This is a genomic window from Xanthomonas sp. NCPPB 1638, assembly GCF_041475635.2.
GTDB classification, from domain to species: Bacteria; Pseudomonadota; Gammaproteobacteria; order Xanthomonadales; family Xanthomonadaceae; genus Xanthomonas; species Xanthomonas cucurbitae.
This window is the reverse complement of the sequence record NZ_CM192984.1, coordinates 3063249-3080899: the sequence shown is the minus strand read 5'-3', so window position 1 is coordinate 3080899 and position 17651 is coordinate 3063249. Positions and strand designations below refer to the sequence as shown.

9 protein-coding genes and 3 pseudogenes are annotated in these 17651 nt (G+C 65.4%); 9 read left to right on the top strand and 3 right to left on the bottom strand.

The annotated features are described in order from the left end of the window. Positions 1-286 precede the first annotated feature (286 nt). The 4 genes and pseudogenes from ACCQ13_RS13315 (at position 287) to ACCQ13_RS13300 (ending at position 7355) form a co-directional block, all read left to right on the top strand. The gene (locus ACCQ13_RS13315; RefSeq protein ID WP_167526919.1) at positions 287-3442 is read left to right on the top strand and encodes a TonB-dependent receptor; all 3156 of its coding nucleotides are present in this window, start codon (positions 287-289) and stop codon (positions 3440-3442) included. A gap of 412 nt (positions 3443-3854) precedes the next feature. Next, entirely contained in the window at positions 3855-4613 is a 759-nt protein-coding gene (locus ACCQ13_RS13310) for a SapC family protein (RefSeq protein WP_104603946.1), read from the top strand. 4 nt (positions 4614-4617) lie between these two features. Then, positions 4618-5658 (top strand): cupin-like domain-containing protein, encoded by a 1041-nt coding sequence (locus ACCQ13_RS13305; protein ID WP_104603947.1) that lies wholly within the window; start codon positions 4618-4620, stop codon positions 5656-5658. Between the two features lie 177 nt (positions 5659-5835). Beyond that, positions 5836-7355: pseudogene (locus ACCQ13_RS13300) on the top strand (tryptophan halogenase family protein). Positions 7356-7456: 101 nt separating this feature from the next. On the opposite strand, the gene ACCQ13_RS13295 reads toward ACCQ13_RS13300, so the two are convergent. Continuing rightward, on the bottom strand, positions 7457-8854 hold the full coding sequence (locus ACCQ13_RS13295; RefSeq protein ID WP_104603948.1) for a trypsin-like serine peptidase: 1398 nt from the start codon (positions 8852-8854) through the stop codon (positions 7457-7459). A 427-nt stretch (positions 8855-9281) separates the two neighbouring features. Next, complete coding sequence (locus ACCQ13_RS13290; RefSeq protein WP_104603949.1) at positions 9282-10664, bottom strand: APC family permease; 1383 nt, start codon at positions 10662-10664, stop codon at positions 9282-9284. 179 nt (positions 10665-10843) lie between these two features. Between ACCQ13_RS13290 and ACCQ13_RS13285 the strand changes: the two genes are divergently transcribed. The 3 genes and pseudogenes from ACCQ13_RS13285 to ACCQ13_RS13275 all read left to right on the top strand — a co-directional run. After that, a complete protein-coding gene (locus ACCQ13_RS13285) occupies positions 10844-11608 on the top strand; it encodes a LuxR family transcriptional regulator (protein ID WP_104603950.1) in 765 nt (254 codons plus the stop codon). A gap of 129 nt (positions 11609-11737) precedes the next feature. Then, entirely contained in the window at positions 11738-12679 is a 942-nt protein-coding gene (locus tag ACCQ13_RS13280; RefSeq protein WP_104603951.1) for a proline iminopeptidase-family hydrolase, read from the top strand. 565 nt (positions 12680-13244) lie between these two features. Next, positions 13245-13847, top strand: a pseudogene (locus ACCQ13_RS13275) (pectate lyase family protein); the annotation flags it as partial. Positions 13848-13849: 2 nt separating this feature from the next. Here ACCQ13_RS13275 and ACCQ13_RS13270 read toward each other — a convergent pair. Then, positions 13850-14968, bottom strand: a complete 1119-nt coding sequence (locus ACCQ13_RS13270) for an ISL3 family transposase (protein WP_159406496.1) — start codon at positions 14966-14968, stop codon at positions 13850-13852. A 255-nt stretch (positions 14969-15223) separates the two neighbouring features. Here ACCQ13_RS13270 and ACCQ13_RS13265 point away from each other — a divergent pair. Continuing rightward, a pseudogene (locus ACCQ13_RS13265) lies at positions 15224-15700 on the top strand (pectate lyase family protein); the annotation flags it as partial. A 407-nt stretch (positions 15701-16107) separates the two neighbouring features. Beyond that, positions 16108-17496, top strand: a complete 1389-nt coding sequence (locus ACCQ13_RS13260) for an amino acid permease (RefSeq protein ID WP_159407324.1) — start codon at positions 16108-16110, stop codon at positions 17494-17496. Positions 17497-17651: the final 155 nt, after the last annotated feature.

The following is a 17651-nucleotide window of genomic DNA, read 5'->3' as shown; positions in this document are numbered from 1 at the left end:
GCTTTTGTGGGTGACTAGGCTGCAGCGCGTGGTAGCGCTATCACTGGCTGACACGTCTGCAGGGCGCCAGCGCCTTCGCGGGACGAGCGCTTGCCATCGTCGCCGCTTACTGCACACCGCAGGTCGATGCTCGAAGGGGCGGTCGTCGGCCAGCGTGCTAGGGGATTGAACTGAAGTGCTGCAGTACCGTTCGCCACGGCCCTCCGGGCGGTGGACAGGATGCTGCCGTGTCGCATGTCGCGATAACGGCTGTAGGCGGTTGGACTCCACTCCCGAGTACACATCGATGCGTCGTTCGTTGAACAGCTTCAAGTCGAAGGCCATGTTCACCTTCGTTGGTGGCTTGCTCGTCATCAACCCCGCGTTTGCGCAGGATGTCGCTCCGCCCGTTGCGGCGTCGCAGTCCAGCAGCGATGCCGCCACCACACTCGACACCGTGACGGTGACCGGTATCCGCAGTAGCCTGGATCAGTCGATGGGCATCAAGCGCGACGCTGCCGGTGTGGTGGATGCGATCAGCGCCGAAGACATCGGCAAGTTTCCCGATACCAACCTGGCCGAATCGCTGCAACGCATTACCGGCATCTCGATCGAACGCCGCGATGGTGAAGGCGCGCAGGTCACTGCGCGCGGCTTCGGCCCGCAGTTCAACACCGTCACCCTCAACGGCCGCCTGATTCCCGGTGCCGATGCCTTCGGAGCGCCCGGGCAGACGCCGATCGGCGGCGTGGACGTAGGCACGCGCGCGTTCAACTTTGCCCAGCTTGCCTCCGAAGCCATCACCGGCATCGAGGTGTTCAAGACCAGCCGTGCCACCGCGCTCAGCGGCGGTATCGGCGCCACCATCAACATCCAGACCGACAAGCCCTTCAACCACGAGGGCGTGGTGGCCAATGCCGGTGCCAAGATGATGTCCGACCGCTCCGAACCCTTCGGCGACTCGCTCACGCCGGAACTGTCGGGCATCTTCAGCTACACCAACCCGGACAAGACCTTCGGCATCGGTTTGAGCGCCAGCTACCAGAAGCGTCATGGCGGCTCGGTACAGGCCACCGAGAATCGCTGGAATATCCAGCGCTGGACCGGCACCGACCCCGCCTTGCGGCCGGATACGGTGGTGACCAATGCGCCAGCGATCGGCCAGCTGTACGGCATGCCCAACGACCTGCGCTACGCCTTCGCCGACTTCCAGCGCGAGCGCATCAACGGCCAGGCGGTGATGCAATTCGCGCCCAGCGACAGCCTGACCCTGACCCTGGATTACACGTACTCGTCCAACGAAATCCGCGAGGACCGCGGCGAGCAGGGCATCTGGCTGCAACGCGCCAACAGTTTCACCAATCTGACCTTTGATACCGGCCAGACCGTGGCCACGCCGGTGTACCTGCGCGATGTACCCAATGGCGCCAAGGACTTCGGCATGGAGCAACAGCGCAACGAGCAGAAGTACACGCTTGGCTCGCTGGGTTTCAATGCAGACTGGCAGGTGAGCGACCGCTTCCAGTTGGCCTTCGATGCGCACAATTCCAAGACCCAGAGCCTGCCGAACGATCCGATGACCGGTGGCAGCGCGACCTATTTCAGCTTCGCCGGCACCAACAACTGCGTCAACGGCCCGTCCTGCGGTGGGCAATGGGCGCAGGAGCTGTGGTTCAATAATTCCTTGCCGATCGGCGCGCGCACCTGGTATCCCAGCGTCGCCGATTCGCTGGCCGGCACCAACGGCGTGGTCAACCCGGATTTCACCACCAACAATCTCGGCTCGCAGGTGCAGCGGATCTACTACCAGAAGCAGGTGACCGAGACCAAGGAAGGTCGCCTGGACGGCACCTTCGACTTCGACGACGGCCGCTTCCAGTTTGGTGTCAGCTCCTCCAACACCACCATGCATCGCCTCACCAGCGACAACTATTCCACGCTGGGCGACTGGGGCGTGGCCAACGCGGGCAACGAGCCGGGCATGACGGCATTGCTGCGGCCGGTGAGCATCGTCGGCATGTTCGATGATTTCAATGCCAACGGCGCTGCCCGCAACGCCTGGCGCGGCGACGCCAGCCAGCTGGCATTGTGGGGCGGCAGTCAGTACGGTGCGGCCACGCGCTACAACCCGCTCTACAGCGCCAACAACCAGGTCGAAGAAAAGACCCGTGCGGCCTACGTGCAGCTGGAACTCACCGGCGATATTTCCGGCATGACCACCAGTACGCGCCTGGGCCTGCGCTATGAGCGCACCGACGTGGAATCCACGTCGCAGGTAGCCACACCGGTCGCGTTGCAATGGCAGGCCAACAACGATTTCCAGCTGCTGCGTTCCACCGAGCAGCAGCCCTTCAGCGAGAAGACCAGTTACAACTACATCCTGCCGAACCTGGACTTCAGCATCGATATCACCGACCAGCTGAAGGGCCGCGCCTCGTTCGGCCAGACCATTGCGCGCGCCCCTTACAACAACCTGCTCGCTGGCCCGACGCCCAACACGCCTGCCGGCTCGATCCTCATCAACCCGTCCAACCGCGCCAGCGGCGATGCACAGACACCGACCCTGGCGCCGCTGGAATCGGACAATCTCGACCTGGCGCTGGAATGGTATTTCGCCGATGCCAGTTACGTGTCGGCCACGTTCTGGAACAAGCGTGTCAGCAACTTCATCGGCAGCACCGTCTCGCGTGAAACCCTGTATGGGCTGACCGACCCCACCTCCGGTCCGGATGCACAGGCAGCGCTGGCGTTCCTGCGGAGCGGTGCGTGCGCCGCGCAGGTCGGTGCGGCCGGCAACGACGTGGCCGCGGCGTGCTCGGCCAATGACACTTCGCTGTTCGCCGCTACCGCGCTGCTGCGCAATGCGGCCGCCACCGGTGGCCTGGCTGCCTACAACGGCAGCTCAGCGCAGAGTCTGGCGCTTGAAAACACCTACGACCTGGTCGGCACGGCGGCCGACCCCTTGTACCAATTCGATGTCACGCGGCCGATCAACCAGAACAAGGCCAACATCCACGGCTGGGAGCTGGGCGGGCAGTACTTCTTCGGCAGCAGCGGGTTCGGCATCTACGCCAACTACACCATCGTCAAAGGCGACGTGGCGTTCGACAACAATGTCATCGACCGCGACCAGTTCGCGCTGCTCGGCCTGAGCGACACCGCCAACGTCATGCTGATGTTCGAAAAATACGGTTGGAGTGCACGCCTGGCCTGGAACTGGCGCGACGAGTACCTGATCGCGGCCAACCAGGATGCCTCCAACCGCAACCCGTACTACGTGGAGGCTTACCAGCAGTTCGATCTGAGCGTCAGCTATGCGCTCAACAAGCAGCTGTCGGTGGGTTTCGAGGCGATCAACCTGACCGGCGAGGACGTGCGCTGGCATGGGCGTTCGGAGAAGCAGATCGTGCGCCTGATCGACCAGCAGCCACGCTATACCCTGGGTGTGCGCTACGCGTTCTAGGGACGGTGGCAAGGCAATGGCGTCCGCCGCCAGGCGGGCGCGACCGTGGTCATCGGTCGGCGGGTCGTCGCTCGGCCGACGACTGCCTGGCGCATGCAATTGCTTTGTTCGCCGCAGGCCGCAAACGGTTGCGGCCGCCACCTGCTGGTGGCGGATGCAACCGGCCCGACCGCCGTGCGAAGTCATTCGCACGCTTGGCCAGGCGTGCAGACATCGCGGTGCTGCGCGTTCCAACCAGGCAGGGCCTGCAGGTGCCGGGCAATCCGCGACGCCGACGCGACGCGCATGCTGCCCTGCCGCTTGCCGGCCTGGGTTTTTTTGGCAATGCTCGGTGGCTGTTGCGTGCAGCGGGTGAGTCGCACGCCAATCTTTCAGTGCAGACGCCCACCGGGGATGCCTGCTGGAGTCGTAGATGACGCGATATGCAGTGCTCAACAACGTGGCGCACCACGATGTGCGCGTGGTCCTTCGCTTCGCTGCCGAGTTCGGCGATGCGGTCGGGCTGGTGCCTGCGTTCGTGACCGAGTACGCCGACCTGCAGCGCGAATACCCGCTGTTCTTCCGCAAGGAACCTGCCACCGGTCGCTACCAATCGGTGGCCTTGCTGGGTTTTGCCCAGGATGAAAACCTGTTCCTGCACGAGGGCCGCTGGAGCGCCAACTATCTGCCCGGCATCGTCGCCAAGGGGCCATTTCTGATCGGCTTCCAGGAACAGCAGATCGACGGTGCGCTGGTGCAGGAGCCGGTGATCCATATCGACCTGGAGCATCCGCGCGTCAGCCGCAGCGAGGGCGAGGCCGTGTTCCTGCCGCAGGGCGGCCACAGCCCGTATCTGAAACACATCATCAGCGTGCTGCGCGGCATTCGGGAGGGCATGGATGCAGGGCAGGCCATGGCGGCGGCTTTCGATGCCCTGGGCCTGATCCAGCCGGTGCGCCTGGATGTGGCGCTGGATGCCACCCATGCCGCCCACCTGGACGGCCTGTTCGCCATCGACCGCGAGCGGCTTGCCGCACTCCACGCGCAGCCCCTGCAGCAATTGCACCAGGCGGGCTATCTGGAAGGCGCCTTCCTGATGCTGGCATCGCTGCATAACGTGCGCCGCCTGATGGCCGAAAAGCAGCGCCGCCTGCAACACGCGCGCACTGCGCCTGCCGCTGCCCATGCCTGATCGTATGGCCGCACCCGCACATTCTGGCCCTGCTGCTACCGCGATTGCCGAGCGCACCGATTGCCGGTCCCAGGCGCTGCCACTGGCCGAACTCTGTGAGGCGGCCGAGCCGGTGGTGTTGCGCGGAATCGCACGCGATTGGTCGCTGGTGCAGGCCGGCCTGCGGAGCCAGGATGAGGCGATGCACCAGCTGCGCGCGCACGACACTGGGCGTGCCTTGCAGTACTCCTATGGCGGGCCGGCAATCGCCGGCCGCCCGTTCTACACCGAGGACTGCAGCGCGCTGAATTTCGAGGTGCAGCGCGGCAGCCTGGGCAGCTTGCTGGACGCGATCGCCGCGCATCGCGACGACCTGCAGCCGCCGACCTACTACCTGGCCTCGCTGCCTGTCGACGATGGCTTGCCGGGCCTGCGTGCGCACAACGATCTGGACCTGGCGGCCAGCGGCGTCAACGTGCAGCCCAGCATCTGGATCGGCAATCGCGTCACCGCGTCCTGCCACTACGATGCGCCCAACAACCTGGCGTGCTGCGCGGTTGGGCAGCGGCGCTTCACGCTGTTTCCCCCGGAGCAGGTGGCCAATCTCTACCCCGGGCCGCTGGATCCCACGCCGGGCGGGCAGGTGGTGAGCATGGTGGATATCGCCACTCCCGACCTGCAGCGCTACCCGCGATTCGCACAGGCCCAGCCGCATGCACGCAGCGCCGTGCTGGAGCCGGGCGATGCGCTGTTCATCCCGAGCATGTGGTGGCACCACGTGCAGTCGCTGCAGCCGTTCAACGTGCTGGTCAATTACTGGTGGAGCACGGCGCCGGCGCAATTACCGGCGGCGATGCCGGCGCTGTATCACGCGCTGTGGGCCATCCGCGACCGCCCGGCGGCGGAGAAGGACGCGTGGCGTGCCTTGTTCGATTACTACGTGTTCGGCCCGGCCGAGCGTGCCGGCGCGCATCTGCCCGAACCGGCGCGACAGGCGCTGGGACCGATCGATCCCGTCCTTGCGCGCCAGCTTCGCGCCATGCTGATCGGCAGGCTCAATCGCTGATGGACGCAGTGCGTTCAATGCGGATTGCCGGATGACTGCGCCGTCCATTGGAAGGACGCATGGCAGCGCGCCGTCAGGCCATGTTGGCATTGATGTACGTGCAACCCTTTTGCAGTCCCGAACAGGATCGCCGCACATGGCAGCCGCCATTCCACATCCAGTCCATGGGAGTTCGCAGTGACTCAGGCTCAGATTCGCAAGGTGGTCATCGCCGGCGGTGGCACGGCTGGCTGGATCGCCGCCTGCGCGCTCTCGCACCAGTTTCGCGACTTGCTCGACATTACCCTGGTGGAGTCCGAGCAGATCGGCACGGTGGGTGTCGGCGAATCGACGGTGCCGCCGATCCGCACCTTTCACCGGTTCCTGCAGATCGACGAGCAGGAGTTCCTGCGCGAGGTAGCGGGTACCTTCAAGCTTTCGATCTCCTTCGAGCACTGGTTGCGCCAGGGCGATCGCTATATCCATCCGTTCGGCATCACCGGGCAGAGCACGCTGGTGTGCGCGTTCCATCATCTATGGTTGGAGAGCCAGCGCCGCGGCATGGGCGGCAGCTTTGGCGATTACTGCCTGGAAACGGCGGCCTCGCGCGTGGACCGCTTCGCCTTGCCGCGCGAGCCGGCAGTCAATTATGCCTACCACCTGGATGCCGCGCTGTACGCGCGCTTCCTGCGCGCGCGCAGCGAGGCCTGTGGCGTCACGCGCATCGAGGGCCGGTCCAGCAGGTGACGCTGCAGCCCGACAGCGGCGATGTCGCCAGCCTGGTGCTGGAAGACGGGCAGGTGATCGCCGGCGATCTGTTCATCGATTGCAGCGGTTTCCGCGGGTTGTTGATCGAGCAGACCCTGCATACCGGTTATGAAGACTGGAGCCATTGGCTGCCGTGCGACCGCGCCGTGGCGGTGCAGACCGAGGCGCTTGGCCCGCCGGTGCCGTATACGCGCGCCATCGCGCACGAAGCCGGCTGGCGCTGGCATATTCCGCTACAGCACCGGGTGGGCAACGGCCTGGTGTTTTCCAGCCGGCACCTGTCCGACGACGAGGCGCATGCCAAGCTGCTGCGCGACGTGGCCGCCCCCGCGGTGAAAGACCCCTGGATGGTGCCATTCCGCACCGGCCGCCGGCTCAAGGCCTGGAACAAGAACGTGGTGTCGCTGGGCCTGGCCAGCGGCTTCATCGAGCCGCTGGAATCCATCAGCATCCACCTTACCATCTCGGCGGTGGTACGGCTGCTGACGCTGTTCCCGGCGCAGGGCATCGCTCCCTCGCAGGTGCAGCTGTTCAACGATGTCAGCCGCGCCGAGATGGAGCACGTGCGCGATTTCGTCACCTTGCACTACCACGCCACCCAGCGCGAGGAACCGCTGTGGCGGCAATGCCGCGCGATAGAGCTGCCGGAGTCGCTGGCCGTGCGCCTGCGCGCCTGGCGCGAGCGTGCGCACGCCTGGCAGGCGGCGGACGAATTGTTTCGTGTCGATTCCTGGACGCACGTGCTGATGGGGCAGGGCCTGATGCCGGAACACCATCACCCGCTGACACGCGCGTTTTCCGACCAGGACCTACAACGCCTGCTGGACGGCATCGCCCAGCCGATCCAACACGCGGTGGAACAGTTCCCCTCGCAGCAGGCCTTCATCGAACGCTATTGCAAGGCAAGGCCGGAAGTGTGGGGAGCGCGCACGCCGGTCATGGCCCGCTAGCAGATTGTCGCCAGCGGCTGCGCGGCTGGCGCCAGGGCACCGGCGCGCGGGTGCGATCGCAAATGGCAGGCGAGGTGATCGCCTGCCACGTGCATGGGCGCTTATTGCCCGAAGAAGCTGGAGATCGAGGGATACACGTCCGAGAAGCGCGAGTAGTAATCCGGATCGCTTTGCGCGGTGCAGAACGACATGCCGCCGTACAGGCCGCCACGTAGCTGGTAGGCGCCGCCACTGGCAATGGTGAACAGACCCGAGCCGGAGGAGCCGCCCTCGGTGACGCCATCGTTCCAGACCACGCGATACAGCGGGCTCTTGCCGTCGATGGACGCGTTGAGCGCGTTGACCGTGCCCAACGAATACTTCTTGACGTCGCCTGACGGATGATGGATGCCCACGATCGAGGTGTTGGTGGAGCCGATCGCCGCGCTGTTCCAGGCCGCGTAGAACGCGCCGCTGGGTGGTGCGGTCTTCAGTTCCAGCAGGGCAGTGTCGCGGGTAGTGTTGGCATGGCGCAGGAACGCGCCGCCGCTGAGCGTGGTCGCTTGCGAGCTGACCGTGTTGCCGTTGCATTGTGCAGCGTCGTAGAACCAATAGGTCTGCAGCGTATTGGCCACGGTCTGCGTGTTGATGCAATGCGCCGCAGTCCAGAACAGGTTGCGCTTGGGCGTATTGGTGTTGTTGAGCAAGGTGCCAGTGCACAGAAACGAGCCTTGGCTGGTAGTGAATACCATGCGTGCCACGGCCTTGGTTGCGCTGGTGAAGCCGGCGGTGGGATTGGCGCGGCACGCCACGTCGTTCTGGCAGGAATCACTTTCGCCGATGGCAATGGTCATCATGTCGCGCGTGCTGGCGGTGGGGCTGATGTCCAGGTGCGAGAGCTGCGGCACGCTCAGGCTGAAGTTTTCCGGATACAGGCCTGCTGGCAACGAGAGTTCCACCAACAGCGTGTCGCCATTGACCGTCGGCGACCAGCCGATGGCATCGCCGGCGGTCATGAAGCTGGCGCCGGACTGCTCGAACACACGGCCGTCGTTGCCGGCAAACCGCAACGTCACCCTGGACGGGTCGCCGGGCGTTGCGCCAGTGCCGCGCAGCACCAGCGCCGCACGCAGCGAAGCGGCCTGCGCGGAGCTGAGCTCAAGGGTGGCAACACGCGAACCGTCGCCGGCCATCTGCCAATCCAGCTTGGCCAGGTTCACCGACGGCTGCTTCAGCGCACGCGAGAAGCCGATCTGCAGCGGCTGGCCATGTTTGACCTGTGCGATCCGCCGTTCACGGACACGGCCAAGTTCCTGGCTGGTGGGCGCCGCCAGGCGCGCCACGCGTGTCGGCAGGATGCCGCCCCGCAGCGTTGCCGACTGGAGGACCGCAGCGCCAAGTCTGGCCGCCTGTGGTGTCGAGCTCACTGGCGCAGCATCCATTTCGGTAGGCGGCACTGCCAGCGCGGAACCGGAAACAGCCGAAAACAGCGCCAGGTACAACGCATTCTTGCGATTCATGGGTCATCCTTTTCGTCAGGGGATGGCGGGTTGCGGCGGGGGCCGCGCTCCGCAGCGCCAACGGTGGCGCCCGGTTAGGCTAACCAATTTTCAAAGATGAATATGTGCCAACTATCTCGTTAATGGATGAAGTTGTCACCGAACGCGTTGCGCGATGGCAGCGATGACGCTCACCGGTAGCGTGACCGTACCGCTCGGCCGTGCGGCGCATTGATGCAGGCGCAGCAACGCGTCGCGTCGCATCGGGTGAGTGCACGATGCATGACGGAATGAAGGCGTCGCCAAGCAGTGAAACGCATAGGCGTCGCAGCCCGGGCGCCGTAGCGATCGGGTGCGTGCAGATATCGCCGGCGATGGTGCTGCAGGCGTGCGGCTGTGCCGGATTGCGCCGGTTTGCCGATTCACGCGCCTGGCATGTGGGCGAGGGTTACTCGCGTGTGTCGCCGGCGCGGAAGTGGGTGGAGCGGCCGCTGCGCTTGAGCAATGCCAGCACCGTCAGCCCGATGCCCATCCACGCCATGCCGCCGAGTTGCGCATGCCGGTCGGCGTTGATCACGACATAGGTCAGGATGACGATGCCGATCAACGGGACCAGCCCGTGCAGCACGATGCGGGCCTGCGCACGGAAATGCCACAGCACCGCAATGTGCAGCAACACAAAGGCGCTCAATGCGCCGACATTGCAGAGCGAAGACAGCAGTGCGATCTGGCCAACGAACACTTGCCCCAGCAACATGCTCAGCGCCGCCACCAGCAGGATCGCACGCTGCGGCACTGCGGTGCGCGGGTGGATATGGCGCAGGAATGCCGGCATCTGCCCGTCGCGGGCCATGGCGAACAACAGCCGCGAGGTCGCTGCCTGCGCCACCAACGAGTTGGCGATCGCCGCGCTGATGGCCACCGTCAACGCGATGACAATCTGCAGCCACGGCCCGGCGATCAACCGCCCGATCTCGAAGAAGGCATCATTGGATGCCTGCGCATCGACGTAGCGTTGCAGGTTGGGCTGCAGCAAGGCCGCCAACCAGGTCTGCAGCACGAACAGGCCAGCCACCAGCACCAGCGCCAGCAAGGTCGCGCGGCCCACCACGCGATTGCCGCCACGGGTTTCTTCCGACAGCGTGGAGATTGCGTCGAAGCCCAGGAACGACACCACCGCCACCGACAGTGCGCTGAAGATCAACTGCGGCGAAAATGCCTGCGGGTTGTAGAACGGGCGCAGCGACCAGTGCGCGCCATTGACGCCGCGCTGAATCGCCAGCGTCGCCAGCACCACGAACACCGCCAGCACCACCAGCTGCGCAGACAGGAACACCCGGTTGGCCCGCGCGGTGGTTTCGATCCCGCGCAGATTGACCACCGTGTTGAGTACCACGAAGAACGCGATCCACGCCGGTTGCGGCACAGCCGGCAGCACGTTGTGCATTGCATTGGAGCCGACCACGTACAGCAGGGTGGGCACCAGCAGGTAGTCCAGCAGGATCGCCCAGCCGGCCAGGAACCCCATGCCGCTGCTCAATCCACGCCCGACATAGGTGTATACCGAGCCGGCTACCGGAAACGCCTGCGACATCTGCTGGTAGCTCAGCGCGGTGAACAGCATCGCCACGAAGCCCACCACGTAGGTCAGCGGCACCATGCCCGCGCTGATGTCGAACACGCCGCCGAAGATCGAGAACGGCGCAGTCGGCACCATGAACACCAGCCCGTAGACCAGCAGGTCCTTGAGCGTGAGCTGGCGCTTGAGTTCCTGCGCATAGCCAAAGCGTTCCAGTGCGGCCGCCTCGTCGCGGCGTGGGGTGTCGGTCATGCAGGTGTCCGCTGTAAGGAGTGATGGTGCCCGGCGCATGCGGCCGCGCGGACGAAGCCCGCTGACTGCGCCGCCGGTAGTGTGACGATAATGTGGCCGCTGCATCCATCCATTGGTAAAAGTGCTAGGTTTCCCGGGCTGGATGCCTTCCTGTACAGCGCGCTGCCCCGAGGACCGCCATGTTCGATTCCCTGATCCGTCTTGGCTACGACCTGCAGGCACGGCACACGCTGGACGCCTGCCTGGACCGGGTCTTCGACGAGGTCTGCGCGCTGGGCTTCCAGTCGCTGGTGTACGACTACGCGCCGGTCCCGTTGAGCGTGGAGGGCGCGCTGATGACGCCGACGGTGTTCATGCAGCGCAACGCACCTGGCGACATGCAGCACGTGTGGTGCGAACACGGCTACTACCAGCACGATCCAGTGCAGCGACGCGCGACCGGGCGCAGCGCATCGTTCGTGTGGTCCTATTGCAACGATGGTCCTGTGCACGGGATGGAATACGTGGGCGGCCAGCATCGCCAGGTGACGCGGTACCTGTGCGAGAACGGCATGGCCACCGGTATCACCGTGCCATTGCACTTGCCGGGCGGCGCATTCGCGACCTTCAGCGCCGTTATCAGCGCGCCGGCCGCCGAGGCGCCATGTCTGGCCGAGGCGCAGCGGTCGCCCTTGCTGTTGCTTGCCCACGCCTTCCAGGCGCGTGCCCAGGAGCTGATGGACCCGCAGGACCGCCGCTGCCACCACATCGTGCTGACCCGACGCGAGCGCGAATGCCTGCATCACGCTGCCAAGGGCCTCACCGCCAAAGGCATTGCCGCCGCGCTGAACCGATCCACGGCCACGGTGAACCTGCACCTAAATTCGGCTGCACGCAAGCTTGGTGCGCGCAACCGCGTCGAGGCGGTGGTACGCAGCATGCACTATCGCTTGCTGGAGCCGTAGGCCGGCGTGCGTGCTGCGGCACCGGCCCACGGCGGCAAGGCGTGCCAACCTGGGACATTTGCCAGTTCCCGCCGCGCGCCATGCCCGCTAGGCTCGGCGCTCATCATTGCCGCAGAGCAGGCGCAGGTCATGCAGTCCATCGAAGGTCATGTCCCATTCCGCGGCTACCGCACCTGGTACCGCATCACCGGCGATCTGCGCAGCGATACCTGTCCGTTGGTGGTGTTGCACGGCGGGCCCGGTTGCACGCACGACTATGTCGACAGCTTCAAGGACCTGGCGGCCAGCGGCCGCGCGGTGATCCATTACGACCAGCTCGGCAACGGCCGTTCCACGCATCTGACCGATGTCGATCCTGGGTTCTGGACGGTTGGCCTGTTCCTGGACGAGCTGCAGGCCTTGATCGCGCACCTGGGGCTGGCACGGTACGCGCTGCTGGGGCAGTCGTGGGGCGGCATGCTGGCGGCCGAGCACGCAGTGCGGCGTCCGGCCGGACTGCGCGCGTTGGTGATCGCCAACTCGCCTGCGTCGATGGGATTGTGGCGGGCTGCTGCGCTGCGGCTGCGCGCCGAGCTGCCCGAGCAGGTGCAGGCGGTCCTGGACCATCACGAGGCGGCGGGCACGTTGGACCATCCGGACTATCGCGCTGCCAGCCAGGTGTTCTACGCACGCCACGTCTGCCGCGTGCTGCCCTGGCCCGACGAGGTGGCGCGGATCTTCGCCGCCATCGACGCCGACCCCACCGTCTACCACGCCATGAACGGCCCCACCGAATTCCATGTGGTGGGTAGCCTGCGCAACTGGAGCATCGTCGAACGCCTGCATCGCATCATGGTGCCCACGCTGGTGCTGTCGGGCAAGTACGACGAAGCCACGCCGGAAACCGTCGAGCCTTATGCGCGGCTGATTCCCGATGCGCGTTGGCACGTCTTCGCCCAGTCCAGCCACATGCCGCATGTGGAAGAACGTACGGCCTGTATGCGCCTGGTCGGCGATTTTCTCGATGGGCACACGCCACGCCCAGGCGGCACGCCGATCGGCGCGTTGGCATCGGCCAGCCGCGCGGTCTGAGCGCCCGGTCGCCTGCGTCCTGCAGGCGCGCGGGCGGCGAGCGTGTCACCGCGCATCGACGGCGCGTGCGGGATGCACGCATCCCGCCGTGACAGGAGGCGGTAAGCGCCGGTGCAGCCGGTGACGTGCTGATGCGCCCGGCTGGCATCTTGCAGACGAATCCACCACAGGGCGGCGGTCGCTGACGGATCGGCCATGGTGGCCATGCACATCGCATCGATGCCGGGCAATGCCATTGCGCGTGCAGTGTGTTCGCGTGCGCGTGTATCGCAGCGGACGCTTGCGCATCCGGACGAAGCATGCCGTGGTCGTGCATAAGGCCGTGCGCGTGCGGCGGCGTGCTTGAGCACGCGTTGTACCGGTGTCCTGTCCCCGCTGTCCCGTGCTGTCTCTTTTGCATGTCCTGCAAGGAGAACACCGGGGTGTGTAAAAGTTTCAGAGATGGATAATTGTTTTATGTTTTAAATCGCGCGAAGAATGCAGCCCCCCACGTAACGCGTCGCTGTCGCCATTGCCATCGCGCAGGTGCCACGCGTCGCTCATCGACTTCTTTGGGAGAGGCTGCATGACCAGCAAGATGCTTCAGGGCGCCATTGCGCTCGCACTGTCCGCCTGCGCCGCGGGCGCGATCGCAGGCCCGGTTGGATACGGTGCCGCCACCACTGGCGGCGGTAACAAGACACCGGTCAATGTGGCCAGCTTCGAAGCGATGCAGGCGGCGATCGACAGTTATTCCGGTAGCGGCGGACTGGTGCTCAACTACACCGGCAAGTTCGACTTCGGCACCATCAAGGACGTCTGCGCGCAATGGAAGCTGCCGGCCAAGACCGTACAGATCAAGAACAAGAGCAATGTCACCATCAAGGGTGCGAACGGCTCGGCGGCAAACTTCGGTGTGCGCGTGGTGGGCAACGCACACAACGTCATCATCCAGAACATGACCATCGGCCTGCTGCCCGGTGGCGAGGATGCCGATTCCATTTCGCTGGAAGGCAATTCCAGCGGTGAGCCGTCCAGGATCTGGGTGGACCACAACACCGTGTTTGCCTCGCTGACCAAGTGCTCCGGTGCCGGCGACGCCTCCTTCGACGGCGGTATCGACATGAAGAAGGGCGTGCATCACGTCACCGTGTCCTACAACCATGTCTACAATTACCGGGTCTTCGCGGATCACTGTGGGTGCAATCGAGCATTTTCGGGTAGCGCGGGCAGGAAGCTGGCGATGATCTTGAGCCTCAGGAACTCCTCGTCGCGATAGCCGTAGGCGCTGCGCTGGATGACCCGGATCTTGTTGTTGAGCCCTTCCACCAGGCCGAGGCTGACCTTGTTCTCCGGCCTGCAGTACGCCGCGATGCCGTCCCAGTGCCGCTCGATCATCCCCACGAACGTCTGGTAGGGCACAAGCCGCTGCCAGCGCAGACTCTGCTTCCAGCGCTCGAAGAACTCCCGTGCACCTCGCTCGGTGCGGTAGCTCCACAGCTGCCCGAAGGACTCTTTCAGCAGGTACGCCGTGTTCAGACGTTTGTTGGCCGCCAGCAACTTGGCGAGCGCCTTTCGACCGTCCAGGGTAAGGTTTTCGCGATTGCTCAGCAGGGTGTAACGCTGGCCCTTGATGTAACTGCGATCCTGGCCTTGAAGGCGCTTGTACTCGTCGCGCCGCACCTGATCGAGCGCGTCGGACAGGTGGCGCATGATGTGGAATTTGTCGAACACGATGCTGGCGTTGGGCGCGTTCTTGCCCACCGAGTTGCGAAACGGCCGCCACATGTCCATCACCGCCACGTCGATGCCGGCGCTACGTTTTGGGCCCAATTCGGCGAAGAACTGGTCGATGTCCGCCTCGGTGCGCCCACTGCCGCCGAACCAGATCGGTCGGCCGCGCTCCAGATCGCTGACCACAACGCGGTAGTCATGGCCCTTGTGGATCGCGATCTCGTCGATGCCGATGGCGCGCGGCGCCGGCGTCCCCGCCCGGCGCACCTGCTCGGCCATGTACAGCTTGGACAGCTCCTTGACCGTGCTGTCGTGCAGGCGCTCCAGCTCAGCCACGGCCTTGTGCGTCATGCTCCGGCACAGATTGCCCACATGCAGGGCGAATCGCTCGGTGTAGCGCGGATTCTTGGCCAGCCAGTCCAGCCGCTCTACGTGCACGCCGCCGCACCCCGGGCAATCGACCCGCCAGCGCTCGAACTCCACGAACAGCATCCAGCCGGCCGCCCGCAAGTCGCGGGCGCGGCACAGGCGCTTGTCGTAGCGGCTGCGACACCGATGGCCACAGTTGGAACACACGGCCGTTTTTTTCGGCGCCGCAAGGTCACGATCCGCGCCTTCGGGGCGCCGAACACGCCCTTGAGCGTGGACTCCGCCGCGAAGCCAGGGAAGGAAAACAACTCACTCAGCCGACGGCCCGTTTTCATGCAGAACACCGCGTCAAGAAGTCAGCACAGGATGTACCACCTTCTGGGACGGTGGAAAGGGCCTGTTTCCAAGGCTCAACGCAGATTCAGGGGCCTCAAGGCACCCACACGAATCCGCGATGAGCCCAATTACCAGAAGGTCGCGCTCAACGGCTTCAGCGACAGCGACACCCAGAACGCGGCCGCGCGCACCACCTATCACCACAACCGCTTCGAGAACGTGGAATCGCGCGTGCCGTTGCAGCGTCGTGGCCTGAGCCATATCTACAACAATTACTTCAACAACGTCACCACCTCCGGCATCAACGTGCGCATGGGCGGAGTGGCGAAGATCGAGTCCAACCACTTCGAGAACATCAAGAACCCGGTGACCTCGCGCGACAGCAGCGAGATCGGTTACTGGGACCTCATCAACAACTACGTCGGCAGCGGCATCACCTGGAGCACGCCAGACGGCAGCAAGCCGTACGCCAATGCCACCAACTGAGTCAGCTCCAAGGTGTTCCCGGAACCGCTGGGCTACATCTACACCGTCACCCCGGCCGCGCAGGTCAAGGCCAAGGTGATCGCCACCGCAGGTGCGGGCAAGAACCTGGCGGAGTAATCGTCAGCGCAGCGGCCACGCCATGGATCCCCGGCACGCCGGGGATCTTCATGCGCGGCAACCTGGTCGCTGCGTGCCCTCGGCATACCCGCCCGCGTTTTGGCAGGACGCGGTGCATGCGGACGTGGCCGCGAGCACCGGCCCATCTGACTGGTGCGCCCCGCTGTCGCGTTGCCCGTTCACCAGGCGGGGCAGTTGCATCGCCTGGCAGAGGTATTTGCGCGGGTTGGTGTGCAGCGCACCACAGCGTGTTGCTGGCGCGGCCTGGCGTCATCGCACGCGTGCGAGCGGCATGCGCAACTGCGCGGCCGTGCCCCGTCATCCTGGCCGAGGCATCGGCGTCAAGAGGCGCGGCCGGCGCCGCGACGCGGTATCGTGTCGCGCTATTACCTATCCCGATGCCGTCCATGTCGCTTCCGACCGATCCTGTTGCCCAGAACGCTTCGACCGCTGCGCCCGCATTGCGGCATGCCCTCAAGCCACGGCAGTTGATGATGATGGGCCTGGGCACCGCCATCGGTGCCGGGCTGTTCCTGGGGTCGGGCGTCGGCATTCAGGCGGCCGGGCCGGCGGTGCTGGTGTCCTACCTGATCGCCGGTGCCCTGGTGATTATCGTGATGAACGCGCTGGGCGAGATGGCGGCCGCCAAGCCGGCCAGCGGCGCTTTCTCGGTGTATGCGGCCGATGCGATGGGCCCGACCGCCGGCGCCACGGTGGGGTGGCTATGGTGGTTCCAGGTGGTGGTGGTGATCGCGGCCGAAGCGGTCGGCGCCGCCGGCCTGCTCGCGACCGTCTGGCCGGCGTTGCCGGTGCCCTTGCTGGCGCTGTTGTTCATGGCGACCTTCACCGCAATCAACCTGCTGGGCGTGCGCAACTTTGGTGAATTCGAATTCTGGTTCGCCATTCTCAAGGTGGTGGCGATCGTGGTGTTCCTGCTGATCGGGTTTGTGTTGCTGGCCGGCTGGCTGCCCGGCGTGGCCTCGCCGGGAATGTCCAACTTCACCGGCAATGGCGGGTTTGCGCCCAATGGCCTGGCCGGCGTCGGCGCCGCCTTGCTGGTGGTGGTGTTCGCCTTTGGCGGCACCGAGATCGTAGCGGTGGCGGCGGCCGAAACCGCTGACCCGGGGCGCAGCCTGGCGCGCACCATCCGTACCGTGGCCTGGCGCATCCTGGTGTTCTACATCGGTTCGATCAGCGTGATCGTGGCGGTGGTGCCGTGGACCAGCAAGGCGCTCAGCTCGCCATTCGCCGCGGTGCTGGAAGTGGCGCGCATTCCCTGCGCGGCCACCGCGATCACCTTGGTGGCGGTGGTGGCACTGCTGTCGGCGCTCAACGCCAACCTGTACGGCGCGTCGCGCATGATCTTCTCGCTGGCCCAACGCGGCGAGGCGCCGCGCGTGCTCGGCAAGACCAGCCGCGAGCAGGTGCCGTGGACGGCGGTGATCGCCAGCGTGTTGTTCGGCTTTGCGGCCGCTGCACTGGAGCTGCTGTATCCCAACAAGGTGTTGCCGGTGCTGCTCAATATCGTCGGCGCCACCTGCCTGCTGGTGTGGACGATCTCGCTACTGTCGCAGCTGATCCTGCGCGCCCGCGCCGATCGCGCCGGCACCGTATTGCCGTTCCGGATGCGCGGCTATCCATTTCTGACTGTCCTGGCGTTGGCGATCCTGGCGGTGATCTTCGTGCTGCTGGCCAGCTCGGCCGAAACGCGCACGCAGTTCCTGTCGATGGTGGCGTTGACTGCCGGCATTGCGATCGTCAGCGAACTCGCGCGCAGGATGCGCCGCCTGCGCTGAGCGCCAGCGCCAGTCAAGTAGCGACACCCTACTCCGTAGGGGCGTGCCTGCGCGCGACAAGGCGCTACCGGGAAAGCCTCATCGCGCGCAGGCACGCTCCTGCAGATGGCCATGCATGCGTTGTCCCTGCCGTGTGCGTTCACCCCAGGCACGGC